The organism is Erwinia sp. TECH1 (genome assembly GCF_054057575.1).
Genome location: NZ_JBSRZK010000001.1, coordinates 74,530 through 91,306 on the forward strand (window position 1 = coordinate 74,530; position 16,777 = coordinate 91,306).

The window sequence follows — 16,777 nt, forward strand, 5'->3', positions numbered from 1 at the left end:
TCCGGCAATGAAAATTTTGGTGATCGGGCCGTCCTGGGTCGGCGATATGATGATGTCGCAAAGCCTTTATCGCACGCTGAAACAGCGCTGGCCTGAAGCCACAATTGACGTGATGGCCCCCGCGTGGTGCCGTCCGCTGCTGTCGCGGATGCCGGAAGTCAACGAGGCGCTGGCGATGCCGCTGGGCCACGGCGCGTTGGCGCTGGGCGAGCGCCGCCGTCTGGGCCGCTCGCTGCGCGATAAGGGTTACGATCGCGCTTACGTCCTGCCCAACTCCTTTAAATCCGCGCTGGTGCCTTTCTTTGCCGATATCCAGACCCGTACAGGCTGGCGCGGCGAGATGCGCTACGGCCTGCTGAACGATATCCGCGTGCTGGATAAAGCCGCGTTTCCGTTGATGGTTGAGCGCTACGTCGCGCTGGCTTACGACAAAGCGCAGATCGCGAGCGCCAGCGATCTGCCGCAGCCGCTGCTCTGGCCGAAGCTGCTCGTCAACGAGCAGGAAAAGCAGGAAACCGCCGCCGCCTTCAGGCTGAGCGCGGAACGGCCGCTTATCGGCTTCTGTCCCGGCGCGGAATTCGGGCCGGCCAAGCGCTGGCCGCACTATCACTATGCCGCGCTGGCGCAGCAGCTGATCGACAGCGGCTATCAGATCGCGCTGTTTGGCTCGGCTAAAGATAAAGAGACCGGCGAGCAAATCCTGCAAAGCCTGGAAGAAAGCTCGCGCCAGCACTGCCATAATCTGGCTGGCGAAACCAAACTGGAGCAGGCGGTCATTCTGCTGGCGCACTGCCAGGCCGTGGTCAGCAACGACTCCGGCCTGATGCATATCGCCGCCGCGCTGGACCGCCCGCTCGTTGCGCTTTACGGCCCAAGCAGCCCGGACTTTACGCCGCCGCTGTCGCATAAAGCGCGCGTTATCCGGCTGATCACCGGCTATCACAAGGTCCGTAAAGGCGATGCGGAAGAAGGCTATCACCAGAGCCTGATAGATATTAAGCCGCAGCGCGTGGCGGAAGAGCTGTCGGCGCTGCTGGGTCAGCCTCTGGAGGCTGTATGCACGTCCTGATTGTAAAAACCTCCTCAATGGGCGATGTCCTGCACACGCTGCCCGCCCTCACCGACGCCATGCGGGCTATCCCCGGCATCCGTTTCGACTGGGTTGTAGAAGAAGGTTTCGCACAAATCCCCTCCTGGCATCCGGCGGTTGATCGGGTTATCCCCGTGGCAATCCGCCGCTGGCGCAAGCACTGGTTCGGCAGCGAAGTGCGCGAAGAACGCTTTCTGTTCAAGCGCGAAGTACAGTCGCGCCAGTATGACATGGTGATTGACGCGCAGGGCCTGATCAAAAGCGCCGCGCTGGTGACGCGCATCGCTAAAGGCGTCAAGCATGGTCAGGACAGCCGCAGCGCGCGCGAACCTTTCGCCAGCTGGTGGTATGACCAACGCCATGAAATCAATAAGCAGCAGCATGCCGTGCAGCGCACGCGCGAGCTGTTTGCCAAAAGCCTGAATTATCCGCTGCCGGAGACGCCTGGCGATTACGCTATCGCGCAACATTTTATGCGTGAGCCTTCGCCGGATGACGGCCGCTATCTGGTCTTCCTGCACGCCACCACGCGCGATGAAAAGCACTGGCCGGAAGCGCAGTGGCGTGAGCTGATTACGCTGCTGAACGGCAGCGGCCTGCGGATCAAATTGCCGTGGGGCGCGGAACATGAGCACCAGCGCGCGCAGCGGCTGGCGGCTGGCTTCGACTATGTGGAAGTGCTGCCCAAACTTACGCTGGAGCAGGTGGCGCGCACGTTAGCGGGCGCCGCCGCGGTAGTGTCGGTAGATACGGGGCTTAGCCATTTAACGGCGGCGCTGGATCGCCCTAATATCACGCTGTACGGCCCCACCGATCCCGGCCTGATCGGCGGCTATGGCAAAAACCAGTTTGTACTGAAACCCGCACAGGGCAATCGCATGGGCGGATATTTCTGCCGAAAACGTGATGGCGCAGCTGATGCCGCTGCTGGGTTCCTCGCCGGAAGAAAAGTCATGAACAGCCCTGCGCTGAGCGTACTGATTGCCGCCCATAACTGCGGCGAGACGCTGGCCGATACGCTGGAAAGCGTCGTCGCTTCGCTGGGCGCGGCAATCGATCGCGCAGAGATAGTCGTGGTTAACGACGCTTCCACGGATGCGACGCAGAGCATTATTGAGCGCTACGCGGCGCGGCTGCCGCAGCTTCGCAGCAGCCATACCGACTATCGCAACGTTGGCAAAGTGCGTAACCACGCGGTAGGCCTGGCGCGCGGCGATTATGTCTTAATGGTGGACGGCGACGATATGCTGCTGCCCGACGCGCTGGCGCACCGGCTGACGACGCTGCGCCAGACCTCGCCGGATATTCTGCTCAGTAAAATTATCGAAGTGCGGCACGCCTCGCCCACGGTGCAGTGGCAGCCTGCCGAGCCTGAGGAGCTGACCACGCATGATGCCGTAGAGCGCTTCCTGATCCATCGTGATTATCAGGCGCATTTTATCGGCCAGTTTTTCTCCCGCGCGCTTATTCAGCAGCACGCTTTTCCGGACTTTATCTGCTACGAAGATAGCTGGCTGTTTCCGCAGCTGCTGATGCAGAGCAAAAAAACGCTGTTTACCTCCGCCGGTTTTTATCTCTACCGTAAGCATGAGCAGAGCCTGTCGTCCGCTATTGATGCCGACAAAATTGCCTGCCTGATCGCCGCAACGGCGCATATGGACGAGGTTTTACCGCCGCGCTATGAGCATTTGATCACCTGCCACTGGCTGGATATCGCCAATCGCTACCATGCCGATCTGCGAGGAACCTCGCAGGGCGACAAAGTGAGAGCGCGGATCGCGCAGGTCGGCCTGGGGCGTTTTTTGCTGAACGGCAAAATCAGGACAAGTTATAAAAGGAAAATGCTGACGGTGAGAAAACGGGGCCTTTAACGGCCCCGTTTCTGTTCAGGTGCCGGCTTTCGCGGCAGCATACTCCGCCAGCGTCATGCCATGAGTGCGGCTTTGCAGCCAGCTGAACAGCTGCGCCAGATCGTCATAGAGCCGGTCAATATCGGCCGCCGTTTTAAAGGTCGGGCTGCCATCGGGCATAAACTCGCTGGAGTGCAGCATAAACTCTACGTAGTCAGCGCCTTCCGCCAGCGTTTTTTCCGCCAGGTCGATCATCTGCTGCGCGTTGCCGCCAGTCGGGCGCAGCCAGTAAACGGAAGGGCTGCGGCGCTTGCCGCGCAGGCGATCGTAGCCCTGTTTAACCGCATTCATCAGCCCGGAGTGCTTATAACGGATGGTCATCGGCACTTCCAGCAGCGGTGAATTGCCGGGACGAGAAATATCTGCGCTATCGGGATGGTAAGCCGAGCGGGGAAAGTGCGTATAGTCCGTGCCGCCGTTGCCCTGCGGCGCGCCCGGGGAAAACCGCCAGTTAACGCCCGGCGTCACCGAGCAGTCAACCCGGTAGCCGTGTTCGACCAGCAGCTGAGCGTAATACTCGTTGAACGCCCAGCGTCCCGCACGGTGGCTGAGCATTTTGACGTTAAACGTCTCTTCCAGCAGCTCAGTCATAAAAGCGACTTTTTTGCGTATCTCTTCACGAGGGTATTCAATCAGATAGGGCTGATGCTGCCAGTCGTTGTCGGTTAATTCATAGGCTGGCGGGCTGTTCCAGGCGTGCAGATGCATGCCTACTTCGCCCTGGCCACGAGCGATAACATCGCGGGCAAAATCGATATAAACCGGATCGACGGCCATTTCATAGTTCGTCAACCAGGTCGGTTTAAAGGTATATTTCTCGCAAAGCTGCTGAAAGCGGGCAAGCCAGGCGGCATTTTCGGTGGTCACCTGACCAGAGCGATTACGCCAGAGATTATCACCTTCCGTATCGATGGTGATTAAGAAAGCAGGTTTTTTCATGTCGATGCGGCGCTCCGCGTTAACCTCGTGTTAACTCTGCCGGTATGGTAACAGCGGCATGACGGGACGCAACAGTAATTGCAGCGCAACGGCGCGAAAGCGATTGGCTATGGCGCTATCTTTTTTATTTTTCTAAGATAAACAGATAAAACTGGCTCAGCCTGACAGGATCGGCAGGACAGCTTTACCGGGCTACGGCAAGGGACTTGTCCGACTAGATAAAAAAATGCTTTTTTTTCGTGCGGTTAGTGGCCTGGAATCGGTCGGCACCGCATGATTTTCTCTGCTAAGGGTACAAAATTGTCCAAGCGCGTATTAATGATCATTGATGGTCTGCCCGGCGGGGGCGCGGAGAAAGTTGTGCTGACGCTTTCCAAAGGGCTGATAGAGCGCGGTCATCGGGTTTCGCTGTTTTCGCTGCGTGCCGTCTGCGATTACGCCATTCCTGCCGGGCTGGATTATCAGGTCATTCAGGATACCTGCCATATGCCCTGGCGGAAACTTACGGAGCTGAGCCGGCGCGCAGCCTGCCTGGATCGGGCGATAATGCAGGCCGAAAAAGAGCAGGGCCGTTTCGACCTGGTGGTATCGCACCTGCACAAAACCGACCGTATCGTCAGCCGCTGTCGCCATCTCGACAAGGACAAGACATGGTTTTGCCTGCACGGCGTCTTTTCCGCCTCTTATCTGGCCCACCGGCAGGGCTTTTCCCTGTGGCAGAAGAAACTGAAAACGCGCCGCGTATATCAAAACCGGAATATCATCGGCGTCTCTCAGTACGTGGTCAGCGATTTGAAACGCTCCTTTGCGATACAGCCAAAGCACGAGCGGATCATTTTCAACCCTTTCGATTTTGATACCGTTCGTACCGCGGCTATGCAGCCCTGCGAGATGGCGGGCGAACCCTATCTGATCCACGTCGGCCGCTTTCACCAGACCAAGCGCCACGACAGGCTGCTGCGCGCCTATGCCAAAACGGGGATAAGCGCGCCGCTGGTTTTAATCGGCCAGGGCACGGATGAAGCAGTAGGAAAAATTAAGAAACTGGCGCTAACGCTGGGCATTCAGGATCGGGTAATTTTTAAAGGTTTTACCAGCAACCCCTATCCCTGGATCCGCAACGCGAAGCTGCTGGTGGTCAGCTCGGACAGCGAAGGCTTCGGCAACGTGCTGGTAGAAGCGCTGATTTGCCAGGTGCCCGTAGTCAGTACGCGCTGTCCCGGCGGCCCCGTGTCGATCATGACCGGCGAACTGGCTCGCGGCCTGGCGAACCTGGATGTGGATTCGCTGGCGGACACTATCGCGGACGTCTGGTCAAACCCGCCTGATGTTTCACAGCTTGATTTGGAGGCTTACAGCATCGAAGCAATCTGCAAACAGTATCTTGCGCTAATCGCTTCTTAGGCCCACGCAACGTTTGCGGATCGGAGATGTCTGAGAGGGTCAGACATTATTCTGGCGCGCTCCCTGGCCTGGCCGGACGCGCATTTTTATCTTTTAAGGTTTCAGTATGAATACGCTCATAACCGAAAACGGCTATCAGAGCACGGTGAAAACGTTACAAACGTCATCTGTGGCAGCTGAATACCGGCACTTTTCGCTCAGGGAGAACAGAGCGTGAATTATGTGTTGCTGTTTTTACTTTTACTGCCTTTTAAGCTGTTGATGAAACTCAGCCATAAAAAAGAGGCCCGTAATCTGGTGATCCAGACGGCGAAAATCGGCGATTTTGTCAATATCACCCCCCTGCTGGCGCATCTTGAAAAGAGCGACGCGCTGCTGAGCCGTACCGTTGCACCGCTGGCGGAGCACGACAGCACGCTGGCGGACATTTTTTATATTGAAGAGCATAAAAGCAGCACGTACAGCAAGCTGAAGCTGGCCCTGAAGCTGATGAATCGCTATGAAAACGTCTATCTGCTGCATCCCAATAATACCAATCTGTTTTATGCCGCCTGCTGTAACGCGAGCAACAAGCAGTTTCTGTCGATGTACCGCCGCAAATGGTATCAGGGGATCTTTTATCTGACCGCGACCGGCACCGTGGAACATGATAAGTATTCGCTAACCCTGGAAAACTACCTCAGGCTGGCCGATCGTTCGCTGACCAAAGAAAGCTATCCCAAGCACGCCACGCTGCCGCTGCTGAAGCCGGACACTACGCCGGAAGAAGTGTTCAGAACGGACAAGATCAAAATCGGCATCAGTATTTCGGCCGGCAACCAGGCGAAAACCATTCCGCCGACGATCTGGAAAGCCCTGTTCGACAGGCTGAGCGGGCTGCCCTGCCTGTTTTATGTTTTTGGCGCGCCAAATGAACTTACTCGCCTGCACGAGCTCAATAAAGTGGTGGTTGAAAGCGATAACATCGTTAACATGATCGGTAAGGTTTCGCTGGAAGGCCTGCCCTACGCCATCAGCCAGATGGATTTTTACATCGCCTCCGACTCGGGCAACATCTACATCGCTGACTCGCAAAATGTGCCAGTGATCCTGATCTACGGGCCTTGCTGCGTTGAAGAGCAGCGTCCGCTGGGCGACGTGCTGTTAATCGGGCCGAATCATATCGCGCCGTCGTCGTTTGTTTTTCACGCCCTGTATAAGTTTAATCATCCCGTCGAGCAGCTTTACGAGCTGGATAATCGCAAGCTCGACGATATTTATGATTTTATCTGCGCGCGCAAGCGGCCATTACAAGAAAAGAAGACGTCATCCTGAGCATGAAACCGCAAGATACCTCCTCAGCGCCTTTGCTGAGCGCGATCGTCCCGATGTATAACGCCGGAACCAGCTTTCAGGCTTTTATCGACTCTATGCTGGCGCAAACGCTGGCCTCGCTGGAAATCATCATCGTCAATGACGGCTCGACGGATGCTTCGGCGCAGCTGGCGCACCGCTACGCCAGCGAATATGACCATATCACCGTGATCGACCAGGCTAACGGCGGCGTTTCCCGCGCCCGCAACGCCGGGCTGGCGATAGCGCGCGGCAAATATGTCACTTTCCCCGACGCCGACGATACGCTTTCGCCAGAGATGTACAGCACGCTGATCGCCATGGCGGAACAGGACGATCTGGACGTGGCGCAGTGTAACGCCGAGCGCGTTTTTTGGGGATCGGGCCGGGCAAAAACGCTTATTCCTGCCGACCGTCTACAGGCTACGCCGGTGCTGAGCGGCGCAGAATGGCTGAACAAGGCGCTGGCGTCCAACCGCTATCTGCACGTCGTGTGGCTGGGTATCTATCGCCGTTCGCTAATCGACCAGCTGCACCTACAGTTTGAACCCGGCCTGCACCATCAGGATATCCCGTGGACGACCGAACTCATGCTGAACGCCCGTCGCGTACGCTACACCGATAAGGTTTTTTATCGGTACTACGTGCACGACCAGTCAATCAGCAACCGCAAGCGCAGCGGTATGGCTAACGTCGAGTATCAGCGTCATTATCTGAAAATCGCCCGGATGCTGGATGAGATCAACCTGCGCTATCGCGATAAAGTTAAAATTGGTCCGGCAATTTATCGTCAGGTAACCAAAGAGGCGCTGACCGTTTGCCACGCTTTACGGCGTGAACCTGATGCTGAAGCACGGCAGGCGATGATAGCGGATCTGCTCGCCAGCAAAACGCCGGGACGGATGCTGCGCAACGCGCGCGGCGTTAAACAGTGGTATCAGCTGTTGCTCTGGCTGAGCCGGATTTACCGCTGGCGTCGTTCGTAATGCGCGGCGCCTTTTTCCTGCACGAGCTTTCCCTTACAATCGGTCCACTTTATTTTGAGATCCCATGAGTATGGCCACTTCTTCGTCGATTCCCGCCTCCTTTGCGCCGCGAAAGATTTTGCTGATCAAGCTGCGTCACCATGGCGATATGCTGCTTACCACGCCGGTTATTGAGGCGCTGCGCCAGCGCTATCCGCAGGCCGCCGTCGACGTGCTGCTCTATAAAGAGACGCTGCCGATGCTGCAGGCGCATCCGCATATTCGTCAGCTGCGCTTTATCGATCGCAAATGGAAAAACGAGGGAACGCTGGCGCATTTGCGCCATGAAGCCGCGCTGCTTAAGGCGATCCGCCAGGAAGGCTACGATCTGGTCATCAACCTGGCCGATCAGTGGCGCAGCGCGATTATCACCGCCCTTTCCGGCGCGCCGGTTCGGATTGGGTTCGCTTACAACAAGCGTCGCAACGCCTTCTGGCAACGGGCGCATACGCACCTCGTATCCACCAGCAACCACAGCCAGCTGCATACCGTTGAGCAAAACCTGGCCGCGCTACAGCCGCTGAATATTCCCTTTTCCGGTTTCCCGGCAGCGATGCACTACAGCGAAAGCGACTGGTCACATACGCAAACCGTGCTGGCGCAAAGCAAGGTTACGCGTCCCTATATCGTTATCCAGCCTACCTCGCGCTGGATTTTTAAATGCTGGGAAGATGACAAAGTGGCCGGGCTGATAGCCGCGCTGGCCTCTGAGCAGATCGATATCGTGCTGACCGCCGCGCCGGACAAAAAAGAGCTGGCGATGATCGACCATATTCTCTCGCTGTGTCCCGGCAAAGCGATTTCGCTGGCCGGAAAGCTGTCGCTGCCGCAGCTGGCTTCGCTGATCGATCATGCCCGCCTGTTTATCGGCGTCGATTCCGCGCCGATGCATATGGCCGCCGCGCTGGATACGCCGTGCATCGCGCTGTTTGGCCCGACCAAGCTTAAGCAGTGGCGTCCCTGGGGCGACAATAATCAGGTGATCTGGGCCGGCGACTATGCGCCTCTCCCTTCGCCGGACAGCATTAATACCAGGACCGAGACCCGTTATCTTTCTGCCATCCCACTTGATGACGTGGTCAAAGCCGCAAGGAACTATCTGGATGAGTAAAGTACGACTGGCTATAGTGCGGCAAAAATATCGCCCGGACGGCGGCGCGGAGCGGTTTATTTCGCGGGCGCTGGAGGCGCTGGACGATGACAGTCTGGATCTGAACATCATCACCCGCAGCTGGCAGGGCGAGCCGAAACCGGAATGGCACCTGCATATCTGTAACCCGAAAAAATGGGGACGCATCTCGCGCGAGCGCGGCTTTGCGCTGGCGGCGCGTGAATGCTGGCAGCGAGAGAAGTTTGATATCGTACAAAGCCACGAGCGCATTGCGGGCTGCGATATTTTTCGCGCCGGCGACGGCGTGCATCGCGTCTGGCTGGCACAAAGAGCGCGCATCGTTTCGCCCGTGCAAAAGCTGCTGGCCGATTTAAGCCCTTATCATCGCTATGTGATGGCGGCGGAAGAAGAGATGTTCCGCTCACCTGCGCTGAAAAAAATCATCTGTAATTCGCTGATGGTAAAAAACGACATCATGCGCTGCTTTCAGGTGCCGGAAGAGAAGTTCGCGGTGATCTACAACGCGATTGACGCGCAGCGCTTTCAGCCTGCCACGCCGGCCGAGCGCCAGCAGTCGCGCGCGTCGTTGCGTCTGCCTGCCGAAGCCAAAGTGTTTATTTACGTCGGTTCCGGTTTCGAGCGCAAAGGATTAAGGGCCTCCATCAGCGCCCTGGCCGCTACCGAAGCGCACCTGCTGGTGGTGGGTCAGGATAAACAGCAGGCCCGCTATCTTAGCCATGCTCGCGCGCTGGGCTGCGAAAAACGCGTCCACTTTGTCGGCGTGCAGCACAACGTGATCCCTTATTACCATGCGGCCGACGCGCTGATCCTGCCCACGCTTTACGATCCTTTCCCTAACGTGATCCTGGAAGCGATGGCCTGCGGTCTGCCGGTCATCACCAGCGACACCTGCGGCGGCGCAGAGTTTATCGTTAACGGCGAGCAGGGCTACGTTTGCGACGCGCTGGATATTGTGGCACTGAGCGCCGCCGCGCAGGCCATCCCGCTCAGAAGCGTTGATGCGCGCATGGGCGATGCGGCCCGGGAGCGCGTTCTCCCCTGCTCGCCGCAGCGCCTGGCAGGGCAGCTTCATGCGCTATATCAACAAGTGTTGCGACAGGCCTGAGAAGAAGGTGTGAGCATGCGCGACTTATCTGCTAACATGCGGTAATGTTTCTCTTTTCCGGCACTTTCTGACGCGAGTCACTCCGTAATTCGTAAACACTGTGATGACAACAATTTATTCCGTCCTGCTCTATCTTATTCAGCCGCTGATTTGGCTCCGGCTCTGGTTACGCGGCAGAAAAGCGCCCGCCTACCGGAAGCGCTGGGCCGAACGCTACGGCTACTGTAAAGGCAAGGTCAAGCCGGACGGTATACTGCTGCACTCCGTTTCTGTCGGCGAGACGCTGGCCGCCGTGCCGCTGGTCAGGGCGCTGCGCCACCGTTATCCCACGATGCCGATTACCGTAACGACCATGACGCCGACCGGTTCGGAACGGGCGGCTTCCGCCTTCGGTAAAGATGTTCATCACGTCTATCTGCCTTACGATCTGCCCGGCTCGATGAACCGTTTTCTGGATAATGTCAGCCCGCGGCTGGTGATCATTATGGAAACCGAGCTGTGGCCGAATATGATCGCGCAGCTTCACGCCCGGAAAATCCCGCTGGTCATCGCGAACGCCCGTCTGTCGGAGCGTTCGGCGAAAGGGTACGGCAAGCTCGGTAAATTTATGCAGCGTCTGCTGCAAAAGATCACGCTGATCGCGGCGCAGAACGAGGAAGACGGCGAACGCTTTGTGGCGCTTGGCCTGAAGCGTTCCCAGCTGGCGGTGACCGGCAGCCTGAAGTTCGATATTTCCGTAACGCCCGAGCTGGCCGCCCGCGCGGTCACGCTGCGTCGGCAGTGGGCGCCACGTCGTCCGGTATGGATAGCCACCAGCACGCACGAAGGCGAGGAAAGCATTATTCTGGAAGCGCACCGCAAGCTCCTGGCGCGTTTTCCTTCTTTGCTGCTCATCCTGGTACCGCGCCATCCGGAACGTTTCGACACGGCTCGCGACATGACGCAAAAGGCCGGCTTCAGCTACACGCTACGCAGCAGCGGCGAGATCCCTTCCAGCGGCACCCAGGTGGTGATTGGCGATACGATGGGCGAACTAATGCTGCTCTACGGCATCGCCGATCTGGCTTTCGTCGGCGGCAGCCTGGTGGAGCGCGGCGGACATAATCCGCTCGAGGCCGCCGCGCATGCTATCCCCGTGCTGATGGGGCCGCATACGTTTAACTTCAAAGATATCTGTGCAAAACTTCAGCAGGCGGACGGCCTGATCGCCGTAACCGATGCCGACTCGCTGGATAAAGAGATCGGCACGCTGTTGACCGACGAAGACTATCGTCTTTACTACGGCCGCCATGCGGTAGAGGTACTGCACCAGAATCAGGGCGCGCTACAGCGTCTGCTACAGTTACTTGAACCCTATCTGCCACAGCGGAATCACTAAATGCCTTCACGTCAGCTTCTGTCGGTCGTGCTGATCGCTAAAGACGCAGCCGAGCTGCTGCCGGAATGTCTGGAGTCCGTGAACTGGGCCGACGAGATTGTGCTGCTGGACTCCGGCAGCAGCGACGGCACGCCGCAAATCGCCGCCCGCCACGGCGCCAAAGTGTTTCACTCCCGCGAATGGCACGGCTACGGCAAACAGCGCCAGCTGGCGCAAAGCTATGCCACGCATCCGATGATTTTGATGATTGACAGCGACGAGCGCGTGACGCCGCAGCTGCGCGCCGCTATCGAATCCGTGCTGCAACAGCCTGCCGCGCCCGCCACGGTTTATAGCCTGGGCCGCCGTAATCTGTTTCTGGGGCGTTTTATGCGCCACAGCGGCTGGTATCCTGACCGCGTGACTCGTCTCTATCCACGTGAATACGGCTATAACGATCATCAGGTGCATGAATCGCTGGAAGCCAGAGGAGCGCAGGTGGTGGCGCTGAAGGGCGATCTGCTGCATCTGACCTGCCGCGATTTCTCTGCGTTTCAGTGGAAGCAGTTCGCCTATGCCGAAGCCTGGGCGAAGCAGCGTCACCACCAGGGGAAAAAGTGCGGCCTGTTTTCAATTTTTGCCCATACGCTGGGCGCCTTCCTGAAAACGCTGGTGCTGCGCGCCGGTTTTCTGGATGGCAAACAGGGCTGGCTGCTTGCCGTGGTTAACGCGCAGTACACCTTCAATAAATACACGGCGCTCTGGGCGCTGAACCACTCTTCCCACGCTTCCGGCAAAGGCGGCCTATGAGCACAAAAGCGATCTATCCCGGCACTTTCGATCCCATGACCAACGGTCATCTGGATATCGTCACGCGCGCCGCGTTGATGTTTGACCATATCGTCCTGGCTATTGCCGCCAGCCCCAGTAAAAAGCCGATGTTCTCGCTGGATGAACGTGTGGCGCTGGCGCAACAGGTGGTCGCACACTTGCCGAATGTGGAAGTGGTAGGATTCAGCGATCTGATGGCGAACTTCGCGCGGGATCAGCAGGCCAACGTCCTGGTACGCGGCCTGCGGGCGGTGTCCGATTTTGAATACGAAATGCAGCTGGCGCATATGAATCGGCACCTGCTGGCGGAGCTGGAAAGCGTGTTTCTGATGCCTTCAGAAAAATATTCGTTTATCTCTTCCACGCTGGTCAAAGAGGTGGCGCGCCATCACGGCGACGTCAGCGCTTTCCTGCCGCCGTCGGTGCACAGCGCGCTGCTGGCAAAGCTCTCCGCCTGATTATTTCTGACAGGTCGGGCAATAGAAGGTGCTGCGCTGCGCGTGTTTGGCGCCTACAATCGGCGTAGCGCAAACGCGGCAGGGTTCGCCAGCACGGCCATAGACCTGTAGCTGCTGCGCGAAATAGCCCGGTTTGCCGTCCGACTGCAGGAAATCACGCAGCGTGGTGCCGCCCTGCTCAATCGATCGCAGCAGCACGGCCTTGATCGTTTCCGTCAGCAGAACCACTTCTTCTCTGGTCAACGCCATTGCCGGTCGATCGGGATGGATCCCGGCGGCAAACAGCGATTCGCTGGCGTAAATGTTGCCAACGCCCACCACCAGCTTGTTGTCCATCAGCCAGGGCTTGACCGGCGTACGCCTGCTGCGCGACTTCTCAAACAGGTAATCCGCGTTAAAAGCTTCACTCAGCGGCTCCGGGCCAAGATGGGCCAGTACGTTACTGGCGGCCAGATCGCTGCTCCACAGCCAGGCGCCAAAGCGGCGAGGATCGGTATAGCGCAGCACTTTGCCGTTGCTCATCACCAAATCCACATGGTCATGCTTCGCTGGCGGTGCCTCTTCTGACAACACGCGTAGACTGCCGGACATGCCAAGATGGATGATGATCCAGCCTTCAGGCAGCTCCAACAGCAGATATTTGGCGCGGCGCTGTACGCTGAGTACCGGCTGGTCGCTGAGGCTGTGGATTTCATGCGAGACCGGCCAGCGCAACCGGCCGTTGCGCACCACGGCGTGCAGAATGGTGGCGCCGACAAGGTGCGGTTCGATACCGCGTCGGCTGGTTTCAACCTCTGGTAATTCCGGCATACAAACCTCCCGCAGATGTTTTCAGGCGTACAGATGTTTTCAGACGTGCAAATGTTTTCAGGCGCACAAAAGAAAAAACCCCGCCGAGGCAGGGTTTTTCAGTCGCTAAAGTCAATTACTTGATTTTAGCTTCTTTGTAGATCACGTGCTGGCGGACAACAGGATCGAATTTCTTCAGTTCCAGTTTTTCCGGCTTAGTACGCTTGTTCTTCGTGGTGGTATAGAAGTGACCTGTACCAGCAGAAGAAACCAGCTTGATCTTCTCACGAATACCTTTAGCCATGTTTCAGTTCCTTACCTTAGTACTTCTCACCGCGGGTACGCAGATCGGCCAGAACCGTCTCAATACCCTTTTTATCAATTACGCGCATGCCTTTGGCAGATACGCGCAGTGTAACGAAGCGCTTTTCGCTCTCAACCCAGAAACGGTGAGAGTGCAGGTTCGGCAGGAAACGGCGTTTCGTCGCGTTCATTGCGTGGGAACGGTTGTTACCCGTCACCGGACGCTTTCCAGTTACCTGGCAGACTCGTGACATGTCAATTCTCCAAAAATCAAATAAGCTCGAGCTTTAAAAATAAGGTCTTGGCCGCCTCGTCAGGCTCTTAGCCCATCCAGGCGAGTTCTATGTGAACCCGCTGAGCAGGCCCAAATGCCAAACCCGAGATTCTCAAAGGTGGCGTAGTATACGCCCTGCAACGCTGGTGCTCAAGTCCCGAACAGATAAAGATCCCTTTGGATCGCGCAAAATTGCCGCATTTGAACGGAAAAAGCACCGCCGCTACGTGGGAAAAAACACGGTTTGCCGCTTTTTTCCGCATTACAGCCAGCCTTTTTCCGCAAAGGAAACATATTCGCCCTGACCGATAACAATATGGTCAAGCACGCGGATGTTAAACAGCTTGCAGCAGTCGTTAACCTGTTGAGTCACATCGCGATCTGCCATGCTGGGCGCCGAAATGCCCGAGGGATGGTTATGCGCCAGGATAATCGCCGCCGCGTTTTGCTTCAGCGCTTCACGCACGATTTCACGCGGATGCACCTCTACGCTGGCTATCGTGCCCGCAAACATTTCACTGGTGTGAATGACCCGATGCTGATTATCAAAAAAAACCACCATAAATATTTCCCGTTCACGATGCGCCAGCTTGCTGTGCAGGAAATTCACCATATCGCCCGGGCTTTGCATGGCCTGTTTTACCGAATCCGCACAGGTGAAAAAACGCCTGCCCAGTTCGGCAATGGCATTCAGCTGGGCATACTTCGCCACGCCTACGCCTTTCACCCGTAAAAACGCGTCTTTGTCCGCCGTCATCAGCCGGTGCAGCGAACCGAACTCCTCCAGCAGCTGTTGCGCCAGCGTCATTACGTGGACACCGCGCGCGCCGGTACGTAAAAAAATCGCCAGCAGTTCCGTATCCGTCAACGTGCCGGCCCCGCCTGCCACCAGCTTTTCGCGCGGCGGCATTTTTTTCCATGGCTTCTTCATCCGCTTTCTCCTTCCGTAGCTGGCTAAATCATGGCATTATATACAGTAGTTTTCCATGCATTTTTCCGTCTGCCGGGCTGCTTTACAGTACGGTCGTTGTGCTAAAACTCAGCAGGCAGGGATTATGATAAAATGGCGGAATTCCGGCGCGCGGGCGCCCTGCTGGCTCAATGGAGCAGAAACTATGACATTAACCGGTAAACGTATTGTGCTGGGCGTAAGCGGCGGTATCGCTGCCTACAAGGCGCCTGAGCTGGTAAGACGCCTGCGCGATCGCGGGGCGGAAGTGCGCGTCGTGCTGACTGCCGCAGCCAAAGCATTTATCACGCCGCTGAGTCTACAGGCCGTATCGGGTCATCCGGTCAGCGACGACCTGCTCGATCCGGCGGCGGAAGCGGCGATGGGGCATATCGAACTGGGAAAATGGGCTGACCTGGTGATCCTGGCACCCGCCACGGCCGATCTTATCGCTCGCGTCGCCGCAGGCATGGCTAACGATTTGGTTACCACGATTTGCCTGGCGACGGCGGCGCCTGTTGCCGTCGTTCCCGCCATGAACCAGCAGATGTATCGTGCCGCCGCCACGCAGCATAATCTTCAGGTTTTGCAGGCGCGCGGCCTGATGATTTGGGGGCCGGACAGCGGCAGCCAGGCCTGCGGCGACGTCGGGCCGGGCCGTATGTTAGATCCGCTGACTATCGTGGACGAAGCCGTCCGCTGGGCGACGCCGCAGCACGATTTAGCGCACCTTAATGTGATGGTAACCGCTGGCCCAACCCGCGAATCGCTTGATCCAGTCCGGTTCATTAGCAACCACAGCTCGGGTAAAATGGGCTTCGCCGTGGCTGCCGCCGCCGCAAAGCGGGGCGCTAACGTGACGCTGGTCGCCGGGCCGGTCGCCTTAGCCACGCCGCCGGGCGTCAAACGTATCGACGTGATAAGCGCGCTGGAAATGCAGCAGGCGGTGATGGCCAGCGCCGCCGAACAGCAGATTTTTATCGCGGCCGCTGCCGTCGGCGACTACCGCGCTGCGGAAGTCTCCAGCGAGAAAATCAAAAAGCAGGGCGACGAAATCCTGCTGAAGATGATTAAAAATCCGGATATCGTCGCGGGCGTCGCGGCCATGCAGCAAAATCGCCCGTACGTGGTGGGGTTTGCAGCGGAAACCCGGAATGTGGAAGAATACGCCCGGCAAAAAAGGATTCGGAAGAATCTGGATCTGATTTGCGCCAACGATGTTTCAAAATCCGGGCACGGTTTCAACAGCGATACCAATGCCCTGCATCTTTTCTGGCAGGAAGGGAATAAAGCCTTACCGCTCGGCGATAAGCAGCTCCTGGGCCAACAATTACTGGACGAGATAGTCAGCCGTTATGAAGAAAAAAATCGACGTTAAGATTTTAGACCCGCGCGTGGGCACCACTTTCCCTCTGCCCGCCTATGCCACTTCCGGCTCCGCTGGTCTCGATCTGCGCGCCTGCCTGGACGAGGCGGTACAGCTGGCGCCGGGCGCGACCACGCTGGTACCGACCGGCCTGGCTATCCATATTGGCGACCCGCAGCTGGCGGCCGTTATCCTGCCGCGCTCCGGCCTCGGCCATAAGCATGGCGTGGTGCTGGGCAACCTGGTCGGGCTAATCGACTCCGATTATCAGGGACAGCTGATGGTTTCCGTCTGGAACCGCAGCCAGGAGACGTTCAGCATTGAGCCAGGCGAGCGTATCGCGCAAATGGTGTTTGTACCGGTCGTTCAGGCTGAATTCAATCTGGTTAATGACTTCGACGCCAGCGTGCGCGGCGAAGGCGGCTTCGGCCACTCGGGTCGTCAGTAACGACCGACCAGAGTACCCGTCCTTATTTCCACCGTGAGCGTGATGGCTCACGGATGTTGCGTGGG

General features: G+C 57.7%; 17 protein-coding genes and 1 pseudogene. 13 read left to right on the plus strand and 5 right to left on the minus strand.

The window, feature by feature from the left end; genetic code table 11:
• Positions 1–7: 7 nt before the first annotated feature.
• From rfaF to ACVWZ0_RS00360, 3 genes and pseudogenes are all read left to right on the plus strand, one after another.
• Positions 8–1,069 (plus strand): ADP-heptose--LPS heptosyltransferase RfaF, encoded by a 1,062-nt coding sequence (gene rfaF, locus ACVWZ0_RS00350; RefSeq protein WP_253457021.1) that lies wholly within the window; start codon positions 8–10, stop codon positions 1,067–1,069.
• A pseudogene (gene rfaC, locus ACVWZ0_RS00355) lies at positions 1,057–2,047 on the plus strand (lipopolysaccharide heptosyltransferase RfaC). The gene rfaF and the pseudogene rfaC overlap by 13 nt, the downstream one beginning before the upstream one ends.
• A complete protein-coding gene (locus ACVWZ0_RS00360; protein WP_253457015.1) occupies positions 2,044–2,961 on the plus strand; it encodes a glycosyltransferase family 2 protein in 918 nt (305 codons plus the stop codon). The pseudogene rfaC and the gene ACVWZ0_RS00360 overlap by 4 nt, the downstream one beginning before the upstream one ends.
• Positions 2,962–2,976: 15 nt before the next feature.
• Here the strand turns inward: ACVWZ0_RS00360 and ACVWZ0_RS00365 are convergent, their stop codons facing one another.
• Positions 2,977–3,939, minus strand: coding sequence for a polysaccharide deacetylase family protein (locus ACVWZ0_RS00365; protein WP_125290610.1), 963 nt, complete (start codon positions 3,937–3,939; stop codon positions 2,977–2,979).
• A gap of 318 nt (positions 3,940–4,257) precedes the next feature.
• Here ACVWZ0_RS00365 and ACVWZ0_RS00370 point away from each other — a divergent pair, with 318 nt between their 5' ends.
• The 8 genes from ACVWZ0_RS00370 (at position 4,258) to coaD (ending at position 12,583) form a co-directional block, all read left to right on the plus strand.
• Positions 4,258–5,343 carry a glycosyltransferase gene (locus ACVWZ0_RS00370; protein WP_253461183.1) on the plus strand — a complete coding sequence of 362 codons (1,086 nt, stop codon included), beginning with the start codon at positions 4,258–4,260 and terminating at the stop codon, positions 5,341–5,343.
• 213 nt (positions 5,344–5,556) lie between these two features.
• Complete coding sequence (locus tag ACVWZ0_RS00375) at positions 5,557–6,657, plus strand: glycosyltransferase family 9 protein (RefSeq protein ID WP_253457012.1); 1,101 nt, start codon at positions 5,557–5,559, stop codon at positions 6,655–6,657.
• A gap of 2 nt (positions 6,658–6,659) precedes the next feature.
• Complete coding sequence (locus tag ACVWZ0_RS00380; RefSeq protein ID WP_301289642.1) at positions 6,660–7,661, plus strand: glycosyltransferase; 1,002 nt, start codon at positions 6,660–6,662, stop codon at positions 7,659–7,661.
• Between the two features lie 70 nt (positions 7,662–7,731).
• Positions 7,732–8,811 carry a putative lipopolysaccharide heptosyltransferase III gene (rfaQ, locus tag ACVWZ0_RS00385; RefSeq protein ID WP_253461179.1) on the plus strand — a complete coding sequence of 360 codons (1,080 nt, stop codon included), beginning with the start codon at positions 7,732–7,734 and terminating at the stop codon, positions 8,809–8,811.
• Positions 8,804–9,937 (plus strand): glycosyltransferase family 4 protein, encoded by a 1,134-nt coding sequence (locus ACVWZ0_RS00390; protein ID WP_253457010.1) that lies wholly within the window; start codon positions 8,804–8,806, stop codon positions 9,935–9,937. The genes rfaQ and ACVWZ0_RS00390 overlap by 8 nt, the downstream gene beginning before the upstream one ends.
• Positions 9,938–10,040: 103 nt before the next feature.
• On the plus strand, positions 10,041–11,315 hold the full coding sequence (gene waaA / locus ACVWZ0_RS00395) for a lipid IV(A) 3-deoxy-D-manno-octulosonic acid transferase (protein ID WP_253457007.1): 1,275 nt from the start codon (positions 10,041–10,043) through the stop codon (positions 11,313–11,315).
• Positions 11,316–12,104 carry a glycosyltransferase family 2 protein gene (locus ACVWZ0_RS00400; RefSeq protein WP_253457005.1) on the plus strand — a complete coding sequence of 263 codons (789 nt, stop codon included), beginning with the start codon at positions 11,316–11,318 and terminating at the stop codon, positions 12,102–12,104.
• Entirely contained in the window at positions 12,101–12,583 is a 483-nt protein-coding gene (gene coaD / locus ACVWZ0_RS00405) for a pantetheine-phosphate adenylyltransferase (RefSeq protein ID WP_125290616.1), read from the plus strand. Before ACVWZ0_RS00400 ends, coaD begins: the two co-directional genes overlap by 4 nt.
• Here the strand turns inward: coaD and mutM are convergent, their stop codons facing one another.
• The 4 genes from mutM to radC all read right to left on the minus strand — a co-directional run bounded on the left by mutM (position 12,584) and on the right by radC (position 14,880).
• Positions 12,584–13,393 (minus strand): bifunctional DNA-formamidopyrimidine glycosylase/DNA-(apurinic or apyrimidinic site) lyase, encoded by an 810-nt coding sequence (gene mutM / locus ACVWZ0_RS00410; protein ID WP_253457002.1) that lies wholly within the window; start codon positions 13,391–13,393, stop codon positions 12,584–12,586.
• A 115-nt stretch (positions 13,394–13,508) separates the two neighbouring features.
• On the minus strand, positions 13,509–13,676 hold the full coding sequence (rpmG, locus tag ACVWZ0_RS00415) for a 50S ribosomal protein L33 (RefSeq protein ID WP_001051798.1): 168 nt from the start codon (positions 13,674–13,676) through the stop codon (positions 13,509–13,511).
• A 16-nt stretch (positions 13,677–13,692) separates the two neighbouring features.
• Positions 13,693–13,929, minus strand: coding sequence for a 50S ribosomal protein L28 (gene rpmB, locus ACVWZ0_RS00420; RefSeq protein ID WP_004154798.1), 237 nt, complete (start codon positions 13,927–13,929; stop codon positions 13,693–13,695).
• A 282-nt stretch (positions 13,930–14,211) separates the two neighbouring features.
• The gene (radC, locus tag ACVWZ0_RS00425; protein ID WP_253456999.1) at positions 14,212–14,880 is read right to left on the minus strand and encodes a RadC family protein; all 669 of its coding nucleotides are present in this window, start codon (positions 14,878–14,880) and stop codon (positions 14,212–14,214) included.
• A 184-nt stretch (positions 14,881–15,064) separates the two neighbouring features.
• Between radC and coaBC the strand changes: the two genes are divergently transcribed.
• Positions 15,065–16,276: a bifunctional phosphopantothenoylcysteine decarboxylase/phosphopantothenate--cysteine ligase CoaBC gene (gene coaBC, locus ACVWZ0_RS00430; protein WP_253456997.1), complete on the plus strand. Its 1,212-nt coding sequence runs from the start codon at positions 15,065–15,067 to the stop codon at positions 16,274–16,276.
• Complete coding sequence (gene dut, locus ACVWZ0_RS00435; RefSeq protein ID WP_253456994.1) at positions 16,254–16,712, plus strand: dUTP diphosphatase; 459 nt, start codon at positions 16,254–16,256, stop codon at positions 16,710–16,712. Before coaBC ends, dut begins: the two co-directional genes overlap by 23 nt.
• Positions 16,713–16,777: the final 65 nt, after the last annotated feature.

Coding starts and splice junctions, on each gene's coding strand:
- rpmB (WP_004154798.1), bottom strand. CDS start 13,929: ATGTCACGAGTCTGCCAGGTAACTGGAAAGCGTCCGGTGACGGGTAAC.
- ACVWZ0_RS00380 (WP_301289642.1), top strand. CDS start 6,660: ATGAAACCGCAAGATACCTCCTCAGCGCCTTTGCTGAGCGCGATCGTC.
- ACVWZ0_RS00390 (WP_253457010.1), top strand. CDS start 8,804: ATGAGTAAAGTACGACTGGCTATAGTGCGGCAAAAATATCGCCCGGAC.
- ACVWZ0_RS00400 (WP_253457005.1), top strand. CDS start 11,316: ATGCCTTCACGTCAGCTTCTGTCGGTCGTGCTGATCGCTAAAGACGCA.
- radC (WP_253456999.1), bottom strand. CDS start 14,880: ATGAAGAAGCCATGGAAAAAAATGCCGCCGCGCGAAAAGCTGGTGGCA.
- waaA (WP_253457007.1), top strand. CDS start 10,041: ATGACAACAATTTATTCCGTCCTGCTCTATCTTATTCAGCCGCTGATT.
- rfaQ (WP_253461179.1), top strand. CDS start 7,732: ATGGCCACTTCTTCGTCGATTCCCGCCTCCTTTGCGCCGCGAAAGATT.
- ACVWZ0_RS00360 (WP_253457015.1), top strand. CDS start 2,044: ATGAACAGCCCTGCGCTGAGCGTACTGATTGCCGCCCATAACTGCGGC.
- coaBC (WP_253456997.1), top strand. CDS start 15,065: ATGACATTAACCGGTAAACGTATTGTGCTGGGCGTAAGCGGCGGTATC.
- rfaF (WP_253457021.1), top strand. CDS start 8: ATGAAAATTTTGGTGATCGGGCCGTCCTGGGTCGGCGATATGATGATG.
- coaD (WP_125290616.1), top strand. CDS start 12,101: ATGAGCACAAAAGCGATCTATCCCGGCACTTTCGATCCCATGACCAAC.
- rpmG (WP_001051798.1), bottom strand. CDS start 13,676: ATGGCTAAAGGTATTCGTGAGAAGATCAAGCTGGTTTCTTCTGCTGGT.
- ACVWZ0_RS00370 (WP_253461183.1), top strand. CDS start 4,258: ATGATCATTGATGGTCTGCCCGGCGGGGGCGCGGAGAAAGTTGTGCTG.
- mutM (WP_253457002.1), bottom strand. CDS start 13,393: ATGCCGGAATTACCAGAGGTTGAAACCAGCCGACGCGGTATCGAACCG.
- dut (WP_253456994.1), top strand. CDS start 16,254: ATGAAGAAAAAAATCGACGTTAAGATTTTAGACCCGCGCGTGGGCACC.
- ACVWZ0_RS00365 (WP_125290610.1), bottom strand. CDS start 3,939: ATGAAAAAACCTGCTTTCTTAATCACCATCGATACGGAAGGTGATAAT.